The sequence below is a fragment of the Flavobacterium sp. DW-iso2 genome (genome assembly GCF_058725285.1).
This window is the reverse complement of the sequence record NZ_JBZXDY010000046.1, coordinates 1-17,849: the sequence shown is the minus strand read 5'-3', so window position 1 is coordinate 17,849 and position 17,849 is coordinate 1. Positions and strand designations below refer to the sequence as shown.

Sequence of the window (17,849 nt, the reverse complement as noted above, 5' to 3'; positions counted from 1 at the left end):
ATGTCGAAACACAAATTTACGATTCATTTAAAGAAGCCATCTTTTTGGCTTCTTTTTTTATCGGACAACAATGATTTATTTTATAAAAGTATTTTTTTTGTAAAATAAAACGCTACTAGTATAATTATTAATTAGATAATTGTATTTTCGCAAACTGAATATAAAATTAACAACAATAAAAATGGCAGTTTTATCAAATATTAGACAACGTTCCGCTTTAATGATTGCAGTTATTGCATTTGCATTATTTGCATTTATCATCGGTGATTTATTCAACAGTGGAAGCTTTAACAGTACATCAAAAGATGTAGGGAGTATCGATGGAAAGGATATTTCATTTGAAGATTTCAGAATTAAAGTAAGTAATGTTGAAAAAAGTCAGCAAGGAATTACTTCTACAGCAGCTGCAAACAGAGTTTGGGACCAAGAGGTTTCTGTAGCTTTGTTAACTTCTGAATTTGAAAAATTAGGTTTAAGAGTTGGAGAAAAGCATTTATTGGCGGTTTTACAAGCTGATCCTAATATAGGGAAAAACCCAATGTTTGTAAATGCAGCGGGTATGTTTGACATCGCTAAATTCAAAGAATACTTCAAATCTAACCCTGCTCAAGCACAATACTTGAAAGACAGAGAGAAAGATGCTGAGCTTAACGCCAAATTTCAAATCTATAACAGTTTGATAAAATCAGCTGTTTACACGACGCAAAGCGAAGGCAAGTTAAAATATGAAATGGAAGCTAACAAAGTGAATTTTGCTTATGTTGCCGGTTTATATTCTACTATCAAAGACAGTGACGTAAAAGTGACTGATGCTGAAATATTAGATTACATGAAGAAAAATGTAAAGAAATTCAAAGCAGACGAAACTCGTGAAGTAGAGTATGTTTTAATTGAAGATAAAGCTTCAAAAGAAGACGAAGCTGAAGTAAAAAATAAAATTACTGGATTATTGTCAGGAAGTGTAGTTTACAACCAAGCAACTGCTAAAAATGATACTTTGGCGGGATTTAGAGCTGCTAAAAACACTATCGAATTTGTAAATTCAAATTCAGATGTGCCTTACGATTCTACTTATGTAGCGAAGAAAGATTTACCTGCTGTTGATGCAGATCAGTTATTTAATCTTGCTCCTGGAGCAGTTTATGGACCGTACGTTTTTGGGAACTACTACTGTGTTTCAAAATCGATGGGTAAAAAACTAGGAGTGAATGCAAAGGCAAGTCATATCTTAATTAGTTATGAAGGAACGCAAGTTCCAAACAAAAAAGAAAAAAGAACAAAAGAAGAAGCAAAAGCAAAAGCAGAATCTATATTAGCTCAAGTAAAAGCGAATCCGGATAGTTTTATGATGTTGGCTTTTTCTAGCTCAGATGATTCATCAGCACAACAAGGTGGAGATTTAGGATATTTCAGTCAAAATCAAATGGTAAAACCATTTAACGATTTTGTTTTCAATAGTAGTATTGGTTCAATTGGTTTGGTAGAAACTCCTTTTGGATTTCACATTATCAAAGTGACTGACAAACAAGATGGAATTCGTTTAGCGACGGTAGCTTTAAAACTGGAAGCTTCAGAAACTACTGCTGATAAAGCGTTTACACAAGCGACTAAATTTGAAATGGATGCTGCAGATAAAGATTTCAATACCGTAGCAAAAGGAATGGGACTTGCAGTAGTTCCAGGAGTTACTGTGAAACCAATGGATGAGAATTTTGGACCGTTAGGAAATCAAAGAGCGATCGTAAGATGGGCTTTTGAAGATGATTCTAAAGTAGGTGCAGTAAAAAGATTTGAAGTAGCTAACGTTGGACATGTTATCGCAACAGTTAAAAACATAGATAATTCTGGTTTAGTTTCTATTACTCAAGTTAAACCTTATGTAGAGCCAATTCTAAAAAACAAGAAAAAAGCGGAGTTAATCAAAGCTAAAATGACAGGAAGCTCTATTGAGGCTATTGCTAAAGCAGCAGGTTCTACTGTGCTACAAGCAACTGATGTTACTATGGAAAACCCAATGTTAACAGGCGTAGGACTAGAGCCAAAAGTAGTTGGAAATGCATTCGCATTGGAAGCAAATAAAATATCTGCACCTGTAGAAGGAAATACTGGAGTATATGTTGTTAAAAACATAAGCACAGTGAAAGCACCAGCATTAAAGGATCATTCTCCTTATGTAGCTAAAATTAAAGCGCAGTCTGCTGGAGATGTAAACAGAGTTTTACCAGCGCTTAAAGACAATGCAAAAATTGAAGACAATAGAAAACAATTTAATTACTAAATGTATATAAAGTAATTATTAATTTCATAAAAAAACCCGATACATTGTATCGGGTTTTTTTAGTTTGAATAAGTTTTGAAGTACTGTTTATTGCCAATCTAACTTAGTATCATTTCATCATAAGGAATGACGGTTTCATAACCTTTTTGTTTAAAATAATCCGTCGGATCTGACTCAGAAAGAACCATCACGAAATCACCACCCCAGGCGCCTAGACTTTTTACTACACCATTGAAATCAGGAAATAACGTTTCTTTAACCGTTTTCATTTTTAGAACTATGCTCAGTTTTGCCTCATGTTGTTGTAAAGCATCCGCGAAATTTTTAAGTGTATTTGCATTTAATACCGCTTGCGTTATTTGATTGTTAGTGGCAATTATTTGTTCCAAATTGTTGTTTCTCTGACTATAGTATGATTGAATTGCTGCTTTACTATTTTGCTTTTTATTGAGATAGACAAAGTACAAATTTTCCAGAAAGTTAGGATTAAAAAGCACTTTTTCCACTATAGGCTTGGCTCGCTCTAGATGATATATAACAGGTCCGTTGTTTTGCGCGCAGGCAATATCGTAACCGCTACCTCCAAAACTATTATTAAGCAGTACAAAGGCGTCAATTTTTAGCCATTGTGCAATATTGTTTATTAAAGTTGACGAAGTTCCTAGTCCCCATTGTTTTGGAAAAGTGAGTTGGGTAGTAATGGTATATCCCGAATCATCCTTTATAAAACTAGGATTTAATACATAGGCTTCATGAAGAATAGATAATAAAGTTGTCTTTATAGTATCGGGTTCTTGTGGTACTTGATTCTGGATTTCTGAAAACGAAATAGTATCTTCAAACCAGATTTGTCCGTCAGCATCAAAGCTTTTCCAATGAATTTCATGATTAGGGTTGTTTTCGACAATTAAGTTCTGTCCGAATTTTGTAGGCAATGCAAAAGCTTTTGCACCGTCCAAAACTAGGTATTCTCCTGTAATCAAAAGTTTTCCGTTACTGTAAAAAGTTTCTTTCATTTATGGTGAATTTATTGCAGTATTTTTTTTAGCCCCGATAGCAGCGGTATCCTTTACTTGATTTCTTTAATCAAGTAAAGATTTAGCGTATAGCGGGATTAGCTTCTAATTATTATTTTCTTAAATTCTCAATAAAGTCGACAACTGCGCTGTGTGAAACCGCATGGTGCTTGAAGTGTTTTTGAATCAAGATACGCTCGTTCTCGTTAGCTTCAAACTGATTCAAGATGTTGTTTAAATGCATTTTCATGTGACCGTCTTGAATACCTGTTGTGGTCAAGGAACGCAAAGCAGCAAAGTTTTGTGCTAAACCAGCAACTGCAACGACCTGCATTAACTCTTTAGCCGACGGCTTTTTAAGCATTTCTAATGATAGCTTAACTAAGGGGTGTAAAGTAGTTAGTCCGCCTACGGTTCCTAATGCCAATGGTATTTCTAGCCAGAAGGTGAATATGCCGTCTTCAATTTTAGCGTGGGATAAGCTAGAGTATTGACCTGATTTTGCTGCATAAGCATGGATTCCAGCTTCAACGGCACGAAAATCATTGCCTGTAGCAAGCACCACAGCATCGACACCGTTCATGATTCCTTTATTGTGGGTTACGGCTCTAAAAGGTTCTACTTCGGCAATTTGAACCGCTTGTACAAAGCGTTCTGCAAAATCTTGTGGATTGAGTATGTGTTTTTCGGCTAAATCGGCTACGGGACAAGAAACTTCGGCACGAACGATGCAATTGGGTACGTAATTAGAGAGGATACTCATGATTACCGTAATGTCTTTTTCTAGTTCTGAAAACAGCACGTAGGTCTGGGTTTCTTCTTTTAATGTTTTGGCAAATTGCTCTAAACAGGAATTAATGAAGTTAGCTCCCATGCTGTCTTTGGTTTCAAAAGTTGCATGGAGTTGGTAGTAGTTAGGAAGAAGGTTAGTTTTGTCCTTTAAGATAATGTCCAGAATTCCGCCACCTCTTTTTTGCATGTTTTTCGTTATGCTTTCGGTTTCAGAAAAGAATTTTGCTTTGTTTTGAGCAAAAAACAATTCCAGTTTTGAAACATCACCTTTATAAAGAAAGTGGACTTGGCCTATTTTCTCGGTATTAATTACTGTTGCCTTAAATCCACCTCTAGTAGACCAATATTTGGCTGATTTTGAAGCTGCAGCAACCACCGAACTTTCTTCGATTGCCATCGGAATGGTGGTGTATTTTTCGTTAATTAGAAAGTTAGGGGCGACACCAAGTGGAATATAGAAATTAGTGATGGTGTTTTCTATAAATTCATCGTGTAGTTTCTGTATTTTTTCGTCTGAGTTCCAATAGTTTTTCAGTAACGCAATGGCTTCTGAAGGAGTTGAAAAATATTCCTTGGCGATCCAGTTTATTTTTTCTTCTTTGGATAATTTTGAAAATCCGGCAACGGGCTTGTTCATTCTCAATAGATTATAGGGTAATTAGCTGCAAAGATACGTTTTTCGAGGTTTTGTATCCATTAAATTATCGTCATTAAAGGATGCTTTAAAATATTGTTTTTAATATTTAACACTTCAAATGTGATATAATTGTAATTTTTTCACTAAAATTGGGCTCATTTTTACATATAACTTAATAGTATGAAGTCTAAGCAGTTTTCGGTCTTATTTTTATTTTTATGTTTCGCGGTTTTTGGACAGCAAAAAATTTCAGTTGAGCAAATATTTAGCGGAACCTTTCGTGCTCAAGGAATGGACGAATTGCAGTCCTTGAAAAATACAAATCAATATACAGTATTAAATGTAGATCGCTCCTCTAGAACGATGCAAATAGACTTGTATGATTTTGCGACTCTTAATAAAACAGCCACTTTAATCAACACAAAAGATCATGCGGGTATGCCGATGATTGATAGTTATACTTTTGACGCGACTGAAAAAATGATTTTGATAGCTTGTAATTCAAATCAGATTTTCCGACATTCTTTTACAGCAGATTATTTTCTATACAATACTGCAACTAAAGAACTGACAAAGTTGTTCGATTTTCAAGTGCAGGAGCCCACTTTTTCTCCTGATGGAAAAAAGATTGCCTTTGCGAGAGAAAACAATCTCTATGTTTATGACTTAGCGTCAAAAACAACTGCACAAATTACTACTGACGGAAAGAAAAATTCGATCATTAATGGGATTACAGACTGGGTTTATGAAGAAGAGTTTGCTTTTGTAAGAGCCTTTGACTGGAGTAAGGACAGCAAAAAACTGGCTTATATTCGTTTTGACGAAAGTGAAGTTCCGGAGTTTTCCATGTCTATGTTTCACAAAGATTTGTACCCTACAATCGAAACGTTTAAATATCCAAAAGCGGGAGAGAAAAACTCTCTAGTTTCCTTACATGTATACGATTCTAATTCGAAAGCGACCAAAGAAATCAATTTGGGTAAGTATAGTGATTTTTATATCGCTCGCATGCAGTGGACTAATGATACCAATGTATTATCGGCTCAGGTATTAAACCGTCATCAGGATAATCTAGATTTACTATTTATTGACGGAACAACGGGAACTTCAAAAGTAGTTTTGAATGAAAAAGATAAAGCTTATGTAGATGTTACGGATAATCTTACGTTTTTAAACGACAACAGTTTTATCTGGACAAGTGAGAAAGATGGTTTTAATCATATCTATTTATACGATAAGAACGGAAAATTGCGCAATCAAGTGACCAAGGGGAATTGGGAGGTAACTTCGTATTATGGTTTTGACGAAAAAACAAATACTGTTTTTTATCAGTCTACGGAGAACGGATCAATCAACAGAGCAATTTATAGAATAGCGTTGAATGGCAAAAGTAAATTAGCTTTATCCAATGCGATAGGAACGAATGACGCTACTTTTAGTCCTAATTTTCAATATTATATTAACACGTTTTCTAGCGCTGCTCAACCAACGACGTATGCGTTAAATGAAGCTAAAACAGGAAAGCAAATAAAAGTCATTGAAGATAATGGGACATTGGCAACAAAATTAAAAAACTACGATTTGCCTAGCAAAGAGTTTTTTGTCCTAAAAACAGAAAAAGGAAATGAATTAAATGCATGGATTATTAAGCCTAAGGATTTTGATGCTTCAAAGAAATATCCGGTATTTATGTTTCAATATTCAGGCCCAGGATCACAACAAGTCGCCAATCAATGGAATTCATCAAATGACTATTGGTTTATGATGCTTACGCAACAAGGATATATTGTAGCTTGTGTCGATGGTAGGGGAACTGGTTTTAAAGGAGCTGACTTCAAGAAAGTGACGCAATTAGAATTAGGAAAGTATGAAGTGGAAGATCAAATCGACGCTGCAAAAGTGATTGGAAATTATTCATTTGTAGATCAATCTAGAATAGGTATATTTGGCTGGTCTTATGGTGGATTTATGGCTTCTAATTGTCTTTTTAAAGGCAATGATACATTTAAAATGGCAATTGCAGTTGCGCCAGTAACAAACTGGAGATTTTATGACAGTATTTACACAGAGCGTTACATGCAGACTCCTCAAGAGAACGCAAGTGGGTATGATGAGAATTCACCGATCAACCATGTGGATAAATTGAAAGGAAAATTTCTTTTGATTCATGGTAGTGGTGATGATAATGTTCACCTTCAAAATTCAATGCAAATGATGGAAGCCTTGATTCAAGCAAACAAACAATTCGACTCGCAGATTTACCCTGATAAAAATCATGGGATTTATGGAGGAAATACCAGAATTCAGTTATACAATAAGATGACTAATTTTATTAAAGAAAATCTTTAATTCTTAAATGAATACTACAAATCCATCTTTAGAAGAGATTCAAAACTTTAAAGGCAAGTACCCAAAACAGTTGTGGTACTTGTTTTTTAGCGAAATGTGGGAACGTTTTAGTTTCTATGGAATGCGTGGAATGCTGGTTATTTTTATGGTGAATCAACTGGCCATGAATGATAGAGTTGCTAACTTACAGTATGGTGCAGCACAGGCTTTTGTTTATGCATTTACCTTTATCGGGGGTCTTTTTGCCGATAAAATTCTAGGGTATAGAAAATCCCTTTTCTGGGGTGGTTTACTAATGATTGTTGGAAGTATGATTCTTGCCTATGATCCAAAACAGTTTTTCTTTTTTGGAATTAGCTTTACCATTATAGGAACTGGTTTTTTTAAGCCTAACATTTCTACTATGGTGGGAAAACTATATAAAGATGAGGATCACAGGAGAGATGCTGGTTTTTCATTGTTTTATGCAGGTGTGAATTTAGGGGCTTTAATTGGTGGTTATTTGTGTATTGCTGTCGCCAATGGTTCGATGTTAACCTCAATCGTTCCAGAACATTTGAGATGGAATGTTGCCTTCGGATTTGCAGCATATGTGATGTTGATCAGTTTGTTGACTTTTACACAAACACAAAAAAGTTTAGGATCAATAGGACTTTCTCCTTTGGCTGACTTAGAAAAATCTAAAAGAAAAACACTTGAAATTGTTACTTACATTGGTTCTTTAGTAATTATTCCAGTAGTTATGACGATGGTTTCTAACACAGAGTATACAGATATATTCATGTTCATTATTGGCCCTGCTTCGTTGTTGTATTTGTTTTATGAGATGAGAAATTTTTCTATTGCAGAAAATAAAAAGTTAGTAGCGGCTTTAGTATTTATTATTTTCTCCATATTCTTTTGGGCTTTTTTCGAACAAAGTGGCGGTTCTTTAAGTTTATTCGCAGCACATAATCTTAATAATACAGTTTTAGGAATACCCTTAGATCCTAATGGAGTTAACAATTCAGCAAATTCGTTTTTTGTGATTGTTTTTGCAGCGTTAGTAGGTTTGGTATGGATGTGGATGCACAAAAGAAAAATTGAACCTAATACGGTTGTTAAATTTGGATTAGGGTTTTTATTTTTAGCGGGTGGTTTTTATGTATTTTATTACACCAAGTTCTTTGCCGATGCTTCTGGAAAAACTTCTTTAGATTTATTTACTTTTGGCTGGTTTATAATTACTTTTGGAGAACTGTGCTTATCGCCAATAGGAATGTCAGTAATGACTAAGCTATCACCACACAAAACACAGGCTGTAATGATGGGAATGTGGTTTCTAGCTAGTGCTTATGGCCAGTATTTTGCGGGAATACTTGGAGCTAATATTGCCGAAGCTTCTGAAAACGCGTCAAATTTAGAAAAATTAACGGTATATGCCGATGGATATAAAGACTTAGCAATTTATGCATTAATTGCTGGATTAGTTTTAATTGCAATTTCTCCTTTGGTGAAAAAATTAATGCAAGAAGTTAAATAAAATACAAACCAAAAAACAAATTATGTCAAAGACTACTGCAGACGCTCATTTAAAATCAACTTTGTTCGGTCATCCGATCGGACTATACATCTTGTTTTTTACAGAAATGTGGGAGCGTTTTTCTTATTATGGAATGAGAGCTTTACTAGTTCTTTACATGACTACAGAAACAATGGGTGATTCAAGAGGCCCAGGTTTAGGATGGACAAGTCAAGAAGCACTTGCCTTATACGGATGGTATACCATGTTAGTTTATGTGATGTCTATTCCGGGTGGAATGATTGCCGATAAATTACTAGGTCAAAAGAAAGCAGTTTTACTTGGTGCTGTGATACTATGTATTGGTCACGGTGTTTTAGTATTTACTGATACTTGGGCATTTTATACCGGTTTAGGATTAGTTATTCTAGGTGTTGGTTTATTAAAGCCTAATATTTCTACGATGGTAGGAGGATTATACGCACAAGGAGATATTCGCAGGGATAAAGGATTTAGTATTTTCTATATTGGGATTAACACAGGTTCTTTATTAGCCACAATGGTTATTGGGTTTGTTGTAGCACAATGGGGCTGGCATGCAGGTTTTGGTTTAGCCGGAATTGCAATGGTTTTAGGACTTGTTGTTTATTTGTGGGGACAAAAATACTTAACGCATGTAGGTAATTTAGAAATTCAAGAAAAAAATACAGTTGATGAAAGTTCGTATGGAGCGCTTTTTCAAAATTTATTGACTTCAAAAAAACAATTGACATTAACGATTATATTAGCCGTAGTTTCTCTATTTGGATGGTATAGTTTAGGATGGGGATTTGGCTTACTGTTTATCTTTTTGACAGTGATTGCTGCTTTAATGATGATGATTTACAAAGAATTAGATTCACAACAAGATAAAGATCGCTTTTTGGTTTTGCTATTATCTTTTATCATGGTAATCATTTTTTGGGGAGCTTATGAGCAAGCTGGAGGGTTAATGAATTTATATGCCGACTCAAAAACGGATAGAATACTTTTAGGTATGCAAGTTCCTACGGTGATGTTCCAAAGTTTAAATGCAGGATTTATTATTATTTTTGCTGCTATTGTGGCTTCTTACTGGGCTAAAAGAAAATTAAAAGGGAAAGAAGCTTCTTCGTTATTTAAAATGGCAATTGGTATTATAATCATGGGATTTGGATTTTTATTCATGGTTTTTGCTACGATGGAATTTGAAAAAGTAGGTTCTTCAAGTATGTTATGGTTAGTAATGGCTTATTTATTCCATACTATTGGGGAGTTATGTATTTCACCTGTAGCCTTGTCATTTATCACTAAATTATCGCCGGTTAAGTATGCTTCATTAATGATGGGAGTTTATTTTGCTGCAACAGGTTTAGGGAATAAAGTAGCTGGTATTATTGGAGAATCGGCTAGTGAATTAGGAGAGTATTCAGTATTTTTAGGGATTTTAGTTTTTACGATTGTTATAGGTACTTTGTTCTTAATGTTACTAAAACCACTAAATCGTTTAACTCACGGTGCTGAGGATAACGAAAAATAATATAAATTAAATAATTTAAGAACATGGTTCAAAATACTAACGAAGATTTTTTTAAAAGTAATGTTTTAGGGCATCCTGCGGGATTATTCGTTCTTTTCTTTACAGAAATGTGGGAGCGTTTTTCTTATTACGGAATGCGTGCTTTATTAGTGCTTTTTTTAACGTCAACAATCGCTAAAGGCGGTTGGGCATGGAGTGTTGAAGATGCATTAGCTTTATATGGAACGTATACAATGTCAGTATATTTTACCCCAGTTGTTGGTGGGTTTTTGGCCGATCGCTATTTAGGATATCGTTGGGCCGTTATTTTCGGAGCTTTTGCAATGACTTTAGGACATGCTTCGATGGCAGTTGAAACCCCTTTGTTTTTATATATTGGTATAGGATTTCTTATTATAGGGAATGGTTTATTTAAGCCTAATATGACCTCAATTATTTCTTATGCATATGAGAAACATCCGGAGAAAAAAGACGGGGCGTATTCTCTTTATTATATGGGTGTAAATGCCGGTGCCTTTTTGGGGATTATGCTTTGTGGTTATATAGGAGAAAAAATTTCTTGGAGCTGGGGCTTTGGATTAGCTGGAATTTTTATGTTTTTTGGTATGTTGCAGTTTTATTTCACCCAAAATATTTTTGGAGAAATAGGTCTGAAGCCAACAACAGCCTCCAAAAAAGAATCTAAAGAAAAAGCTGCAGCAGAAAATACACCTGCTAATATTATACGTGATCGAATTATTGCGGTTTTAATATTTTCAGTTTTCACTATTTTCTTTTGGGCTGCCTTTGAACAAGCTGGAGGTTCAATGACTATTTTTGCAGATAAGTATACTCAAAGAGAATTGTTTGGAACAAGTGCTTTTATGTTTAAAATTGCGGATGCTTTACTAACGATAATTCCACTTCTGGTTATTAGTTATGTTTTGATAAAATTATTCAAGCAAACTTTTAAAAAATATGCTTTAGGGAATATTATTTTAGCGACAAGTTTTGTTATAATTTGGGGAATCGTTCTTTGGAAAGTAGGTAGAGAGTATGCTGCTATAGGTACTGAAGTTCCAGCAACTTGGTTTGGGATCTTAAACTCTTTATTTATTGTATGTTTTGCACCTGCTTTTTCTAAATGGTGGGAAAGTAAATACAATCTTTCAGGGCCTATGAAGTTTGGTCTTGGGATGACTTTGTTAGGCTTAGGGTTTGGATTTCTAGCCTATGGAAGTATGGGAATTAATCCTGATTCTGTAGTTAGAGTAAGTATGTTTTGGTTAATTGCAGCTTATCTATTCCATACACTTGGTGAATTATGTATTTCTCCTGTGGGATTATCGTATGTGAGTAAATTAGTTCCTGCAACTTGGATTGGAATTATGTTTGGAGTATATTACTTGTTCATTGGAATGGGAAATAAAATTGCTGGTTCTATGGGCGGAATGATTGAAACTATTAGTACTAAATATAGCTTGTCTACCTTTTTCATGATTTTCACCGTAGTTTCTATCGGAATAGGTATAATAATGGTGTTGTTAACTCCATTGATGAAGAAATTAATGCATGGAGTAAAGTAGGCGGCATTTTATGGTATCGTTTTTGTTTAATTTGCAGAAAATAAATAATTTATGAAAAAAATATATCTAATAATAGTGTTCTTTATAGGGATCGTTTCTTCAGAGGCACAAGAATTAAAATGGCACACGAATGTTAATGAAGCAATTGCGATTGGAAATAAAGAGCATAAACCATTATTGTTGTTTTTTACCGGTAGTGATTGGTGCGGATGGTGTATCAGATTACAAAAAGAAGTGCTATTGACACCAGAATTTGCAAACTGGGCAGCAAAGAACGTTATTCTCGTAGAGTTAGATTATCCAAGAAGAACTTTTCAAGCTCCTGAAGTGAAAAAACAGAATAATGAATTGCAACAAGCTTTTGGAATACAAGGGTTTCCAACGATTTATTTCGCGAATGCTAAAAATATTGAAGGGAAAGTCAATTTTGAAGGATTAGGTAATACCGGTTATGTGGCCGGTGGTCCAGCAGCTTGGTTAGCAGTTGCAGATAAGATTATAAACGGCAATAAATCATAATTTTATTATTTTTTGTAGAATTCGCATACTATTTTTTCTTACTAGTGAAATATTTCTTTTTTTTTGTTAAATTTATAGAAATTTTTCAAACCGAATTTTATGACTAAGAAATTACTTATTTCGTTTTTATTATTGTTGTCTTATGGTATGCATTCTCAAGTTTTAAATTGGAATGTTGATGTTGTTAGTGCGATTCCAGTTAGCAATCAAGAACGCAAACCGATGTTGCTTTTGTTTACAGATAACAATTCTAATAAAGGGCCATTAGATGCTCAGATCTTTAATACTTTAGATTTTGCACTTTGGTCAAGAGATAACGTTGTTTTGGTAAAATTAGATCTTACAAATGATCCTTCAAATGAATTTTTAGAACGTAATTTGTCATTAAAGAGAGCTTTCGGAGTGGAAGATTTACCTGCTATTTGTTTTTCAAAAGCTGATGTTCGAAAAGATAAGATAAATTATCAATTACTTGGTAAAACAGGCTATAGGCCGGGTGGAGTTAAGTCTTGGATTTTAAACTCGAAACAAATTCTTATTGGATCTGTAGAAGAATAAGTTTATTTTAAGATATAATATCCCTTTTCAGCAGTAGCATGAAAAGGGATTTTTTGTTTTTTACAAGTTTTGTTCCAGTATTTTTGAATTGTTTTATAATTTGATGCATCTGCCACAACCAGTTTTGGTTTCAATAGTTGAATCATACGGTCTAAATTTATCTTTGGAGACTGGGTTAGTAGAATTAGACTAGGTCTTATATTATTTGGATAGACTCCTGTGCTGTCCAAAATCAGAATGCTTTTTTCCTTAAAAAAGGCAGTGTTTTTCATTTTCTCTTTGGTGCCCAATACACTGAAATTTGCCGTTAAATATGATTGAAGAATACTGTTGTTTTTTGAGGTTTTTGTAATGCTGTCGTTTGCAAATAGTATTACTTTGTGTCCATGACGCTCCGTTATCATCGTGTTTCTTTTTAGATTAAAAATCACCCATTCTTGTTCGTTTTCGATGTGCCATTGGGTATGCACATATGCAATCTGTACGCTAATGATAGTAAGGAAAACGAGTATCAATTTATGAAAGGTGGGTTTTTTGAACCAAATTATAATTGTCACAATAAGCAAATAGGAGCTGAGTAATAAGTAGCTGTTTAATGGAATGTCCTTAATTATAAATTGTTCGAAAGAGGCTATCGAATTGACTATCTTATTCAGATAATGAATGCCCCATTCTAGTGGTTTGGAAAGGAAAAACGGAACGCAATTAAAAGCGGCTAATGTCATAACTAAAACTCCCAGTATCATCATAAAACTTAACAAAGGGATGATAATGATGTTGGTGATGAAAAACAAACCTGGAAATTGGTGAAAGTAGTATATACTCAAAGGCATGGTGCCAATTTGTGCCGCAAAGGAAACAGTGAGAATTCCCCAAATATAATTTAGGGGTTTGTTTTTTGGTTTCCATATTGAAGCTAGTAACGGCTGTAGCCAAAGTATAAAGAACAAAGCGATATAACTAAGTTGAAAACCAACATCAAACAAAAAAGATGGCTGGAAGAGCAAAATCAGTAATATAGAAACTAGTAGGGTATGGTAAATATTGACACTACGGCGCAATTGATATCCGATGGCTACAAATGAAAACATAGTTACGGAGCGCACAACCGATGGAGCTAGCCCCGCGATTAATGCAAAAGTGGCTAATGATAATAGAATTAGAAATAATTTGAGTAAGGCACCTCTTTTTGTGTTGGGAATCGGGCTGAGGATAAAAGTTAAAAATAGCAAGAGGAATCCAACATGTAATCCTGAAACCGATAAAATATGTATCGCACCAGCATATTGGTAGTCTTGGAGAATATCGGGGGAGATGTCTTGTTTTTGACCCAAAATTAAAGCGATAGCGACACTTAGTTCTTTTTTATGGAAATTGTTTTTCTCTAGATTATGAATAATTTTTGTCCGCAATTTAGAAGTATAATACCAGATGTCTTTCTTTAAGTCGGCACTAATACTGATCTGATCAGCGTCAGTGAATAGTTGGGCGTAAATTTGTTTTTTCGAAAGGTATTCGCCGTAATCGAATTGATTAGGGTTGTTTGGTAGTTTGTTTTTATAGAGTACGCCTTTAATGGCTAGTAAAGTTCCAGTTTCAAAGCTAGGATGGGCGCTGTCCTTTCTAATATTCAACAGTATTTTTCCTGAGTAGTTCTTATTTTCAATTTGATTAATGAGAGCGATATAGCGGTCGCTAAAATGGCTTCCCTTTAATTTTTCTCTAACCACTAGAGACACAAACTGTGGTTTTTCAAAAACGCTGCTATTGTGTGTGTAGTTACTTTGTTGATAAGAATCAGTGTGAACTATCAGGGTCGCACCTCCAATCAAAAAGGATAGTAGATAACTGCTTAATCCAAAATAGATTGTGTTTTTAAGAATGTTTTTTTGTAAATAATAGCTTGTGCAAAAGAGCAGCAAAGTGATAGCTAATAAACCAAAAAGGAACGCTGGAGCGGGTTTTATGTAAAAGGTGATTGCTATCCCTAATACAAAACCTATTGTAATTCTCGCCAAAGGGAACTGCAGTACTTTCATTGTTCTAAAGTACAGAATTTTAACAATAAAAAACTGTTTATTTTATTGTTTGAAAAATTCAGATTTTGGCGCTAAAGAAAATGGATATTCTGTTTTATTTTAAAACACGATTCACTTGAACAAAAGTGCTTTGATAATAAGATTCCCTCATAGAAGAGACGATAACTCCTTTTGAGGTAGAAGCGTGTATGAATTTTATATCATCGTTTTCCACTTCAGTAATGATTCCCACATGATTAATTTGAGATCTTCTATTTGTTTTAAAAAAAATCAGGTCTCCTTTTTTGGCCTTTTTTAGATTTTGCCCTAGTTCAGTTCCTATTTTTGATTGTTCATAAGATGATCGCGGAAGATCGATGTCATATAAACCAAAAGTGGAGTAGACTAATCCGGAACAATCATAACCTGTCTTTGTAGTTCCTGCCGTTTTATAGCGAATCCCGATGTTTTCGGATGCTGAACGTATTATTTTATCAATAATTTGATTTGAATTTTCCTTCTTGCTGTCAGCGGACGAGCGGGTAACGATCGAAGAAGATTTGCACGAGGCAAACAAAACAAGGACAGTTAGTATGTATAATGACTTTTTCAAATGATTTTGGCTTTTAAGGATTCAATCGCTACTGATTGTTTGGTAATAGATTTATTTTAAGGCTGCAACAATCAGCTTGGCTGTTTTTTCGCTTGCTCCGGTACCGCCTAGTTTTTTTTCTAAGACATCGTATTTTTGCAATAGTTGTGTGCGATAAATGGGCTGCAGTATTTTTTGTAATTCTGCTTTAATATTTTTTTTATTAAAGTCTTCCTGAATTAACTCAGTGACCACTTCCTCATCCATAATTAGATTGACAAGAGAAATGTATTTTAATGTTATAATGCGTTTTGCAATTTGGTATGAAGCCCAGCTTCCTTTGTAACACACTACTTCTGGAACTTTAAACAAGGCTGTTTCTAGAGTTGCGGTTCCCGAAGTTACTAACGCAGCTGTAGCGTTCTTCAATAAATCATAGGTTTTATTCGAGATGAATTTTATATTTTCACTCTTGATGAATTGTTGGTAAAAGGAATAATCTTGGCTTGGCGCACCAGCAATAACAAACTGATAATCTGGAAAATCATCAACAATACTTAGCATTCCAGTAAGCATTTTGGTAATTTCTTGTTTGCGACTACCAGGAAGCAAAGCAATAATAGGTTTTTCACTCAATTGATTTTCAGTTTTAAAAACCGTAGAATCTATTGATGGGTGATTATGAATAGCGTCAATTAATGGATGTCCTACGTAGGTTACATCATAATTATATTTTTCATAGAAAGGTTTTACAAAGGGTAAAACCACATACATATGGTCAATAGTGTTTTTAATCGTTTCTACTCTACTCGCTCTAGATGCCCAGACCTGTGGGCTTATGTAGTAAAAGGTTTTAAATCCTGCGGGTTTTGCCCATTTAGCAATTCGAAGGTTAAAACCAGAATTGTCTATAAATATTAAGGCATCGGGTTTGTAATTTTGAATGTCTTCTTTGCAAGTCTTTATAAAATCTAAGATGGAAGAAAGGTTTTTTATGATCTCCGCAAAGCCCATAAAAGCACGTTCTTTGTAATGAGAAACTAATTGGGCTCCAGCCTGTTGCATTAAATCACCACCCCAACATCTTATTTGTGCCTCTTTATCTTGTTTGAATATTTCTTTAATCAAATTAGAACCGTGCAAATCGCCTGATGCCTCTCCGGCTAGAATATAGTATTTCATTTTAAGGACGTGAATTAGTTTTAAAAAACTTCGGTATTCAAAATTAGGTGTTGAATGTTCATCAATCAAGCAAATCAGCTATTATTTTTAAATAAACAAAGTCAAAATGGTTAAAACAATTACTGCTAGTACATCGCCTCGCGCGATATGATCTTTGTTGAGCTTTAATAAAAACAGTAAAGACAATTAAGTTTAGAATAGAACCGAGTGTAATTAATTTACCCAACGTCCCCTGAGCTTTCATAATTTGAATTCCTTGTATGAAATTATAAGGCGTAAACAAGGTAGTGTAAATAAAAGCACCCAATAATACCAAGTAGAAATACTTTAAATAATGCGGTTTTATTCATTCCACTTCCAGGTGTTAAGTTCTTGTGTCGCATGATGTGCTGTTAAGTCAAACTGAACGGGAACCACAGAAATATATCCGTTTTCTAGAGCCCATTCATCAGTGTCTTCGCCTTTATCTTGGTTTACAAACTCCCCTGCAAGCCAATAATAATCTCTTCCTTGTGGGGTTTGTCTTTTATCAAATTTTTCTACCCAACGGGCTTTCGCTTGACGACATATTTTAATTCCCTTTATGTTTTCTTTTGTTAATTTCGGAAAATTCACGTTTAAAACCACTCCTTTGGGCAAGCTGTTTTCTAAAACTTCTAAGGTTATTTTTCGAATAAAGGGTTTCATAGTCTCAAAATCGGCGTTCCAGTTGAAGTCTAAAAGAGAAAAGCCTATTGCGGGAATTCCTTCAATACCAGCTTCGACGGCGGCACTCATTGTCCCTGAATAAATTACGTTTATGGAAGAATTAGAACCGTGATTTACTCCAGATACGCACAAATCTGGTTTTCTTTTTAGGATTTCATTTACCGCTAATTTTACACAATCTACTGGTGTTCCAGAGCAGCTATATTCTTGGATAACATCATTTTCTTTCGAAATTTTGTCCAGATATAAGGTGCTGTTTGTGGTTATGGCATGACCCATCCCGCTTTGAGGTTTGTCCGGTGCGACCACCAAAACATCTCCTATCTCTGCCATTACGGCAATTAATGCTCGGAGTCCAGGAGCCGAAACGCCATCGTCGTTTGTTATTAAAATTAAAGGTTTTGCTTTGTCCATGTTTTTGTTTTTTTTAGGCTATAGTTCGTGCTTTGGCAAGCAAATTGCAGTGGATAAATTTGTATTGTTCGAACAAAGAAAACAAGGCGGATTCAAGGACCTATCGCAACAAGTCCATTAATTAGTTAGTTATTCAAAGTTAGTTTTTTTGTTGCATTTTGG

Annotated in this window: 13 protein-coding genes; 7 read left to right on the top strand and 6 right to left on the bottom strand. The window is 34.6% G+C overall.

Going from position 1 to position 17,849, the window contains the following annotated elements; all coding sequences use genetic code 11:
- The first annotated feature begins 181 nt into the window (after positions 1-181).
- Positions 182-2,278 carry a peptidylprolyl isomerase gene (locus AC4PRO_RS17825; protein ID WP_492118348.1) on the top strand — a complete coding sequence of 699 codons (2,097 nt, stop codon included), beginning with the start codon at positions 182-184 and terminating at the stop codon, positions 2,276-2,278.
- Between the two features lie 98 nt (positions 2,279-2,376).
- Here the strand turns inward: AC4PRO_RS17825 and AC4PRO_RS17820 are convergent, their stop codons facing one another.
- Both AC4PRO_RS17820 and AC4PRO_RS17815 read right to left on the bottom strand, forming a co-directional pair.
- The gene (locus AC4PRO_RS17820; RefSeq protein WP_492118347.1) at positions 2,377-3,294 is read right to left on the bottom strand and encodes a GYDIA family GHMP kinase; all 918 of its coding nucleotides are present in this window, start codon (positions 3,292-3,294) and stop codon (positions 2,377-2,379) included.
- Positions 3,295-3,406: 112 nt separating this feature from the next.
- Positions 3,407-4,723 (bottom strand): hydroxymethylglutaryl-CoA reductase, degradative, encoded by a 1,317-nt coding sequence (locus tag AC4PRO_RS17815; protein WP_074720904.1) that lies wholly within the window; start codon positions 4,721-4,723, stop codon positions 3,407-3,409.
- A gap of 180 nt (positions 4,724-4,903) precedes the next feature.
- Between AC4PRO_RS17815 and AC4PRO_RS17810 the strand changes: the two genes are divergently transcribed.
- The 6 genes from AC4PRO_RS17810 to AC4PRO_RS17785 all read left to right on the top strand — a co-directional run bounded on the left by AC4PRO_RS17810 (position 4,904) and on the right by AC4PRO_RS17785 (position 12,773).
- The gene (locus AC4PRO_RS17810) at positions 4,904-7,072 is read left to right on the top strand and encodes a S9 family peptidase (protein ID WP_492118346.1); all 2,169 of its coding nucleotides are present in this window, start codon (positions 4,904-4,906) and stop codon (positions 7,070-7,072) included.
- 7 nt (positions 7,073-7,079) lie between these two features.
- Positions 7,080-8,594, top strand: a complete 1,515-nt coding sequence (locus AC4PRO_RS17805; RefSeq protein ID WP_492118345.1) for a peptide MFS transporter — start codon at positions 7,080-7,082, stop codon at positions 8,592-8,594.
- Positions 8,595-8,616: 22 nt separating this feature from the next.
- Positions 8,617-10,131: a peptide MFS transporter gene (locus AC4PRO_RS17800; RefSeq protein ID WP_492118344.1), complete on the top strand. Its 1,515-nt coding sequence runs from the start codon at positions 8,617-8,619 to the stop codon at positions 10,129-10,131.
- Positions 10,132-10,154: 23 nt separating this feature from the next.
- On the top strand, positions 10,155-11,696 hold the full coding sequence (locus tag AC4PRO_RS17795) for a peptide MFS transporter (protein ID WP_074720912.1): 1,542 nt from the start codon (positions 10,155-10,157) through the stop codon (positions 11,694-11,696).
- Positions 11,697-11,747: 51 nt separating this feature from the next.
- Entirely contained in the window at positions 11,748-12,215 is a 468-nt protein-coding gene (locus AC4PRO_RS17790; protein ID WP_074720914.1) for a thioredoxin family protein, read from the top strand.
- Between the two features lie 99 nt (positions 12,216-12,314).
- Positions 12,315-12,773, top strand: coding sequence for a hypothetical protein (locus AC4PRO_RS17785; protein WP_074720916.1), 459 nt, complete (start codon positions 12,315-12,317; stop codon positions 12,771-12,773).
- Between the two features lie 2 nt (positions 12,774-12,775).
- Here AC4PRO_RS17785 and AC4PRO_RS17780 read toward each other — a convergent pair whose 3' ends face one another.
- The 4 genes from AC4PRO_RS17780 to surE all read right to left on the bottom strand — a co-directional run bounded on the left by AC4PRO_RS17780 (position 12,776) and on the right by surE (position 17,687).
- A complete protein-coding gene (locus AC4PRO_RS17780) occupies positions 12,776-14,812 on the bottom strand; it encodes a ComEC/Rec2 family competence protein (protein ID WP_492118343.1) in 2,037 nt (678 codons plus the stop codon).
- Positions 14,813-14,906: 94 nt separating this feature from the next.
- Complete coding sequence (locus AC4PRO_RS17775) at positions 14,907-15,404, bottom strand: C40 family peptidase (RefSeq protein ID WP_492118342.1); 498 nt, start codon at positions 15,402-15,404, stop codon at positions 14,907-14,909.
- A 51-nt stretch (positions 15,405-15,455) separates the two neighbouring features.
- Entirely contained in the window at positions 15,456-16,565 is a 1,110-nt protein-coding gene (gene lpxB, locus AC4PRO_RS17770) for a lipid-A-disaccharide synthase (RefSeq protein WP_492118341.1), read from the bottom strand.
- 342 nt (positions 16,566-16,907) lie between these two features.
- Positions 16,908-17,687 (bottom strand): 5'/3'-nucleotidase SurE, encoded by a 780-nt coding sequence (gene surE, locus AC4PRO_RS17765; protein WP_492118340.1) that lies wholly within the window; start codon positions 17,685-17,687, stop codon positions 16,908-16,910.
- Between the last annotated feature and the right edge of the window lie 162 nt (positions 17,688-17,849).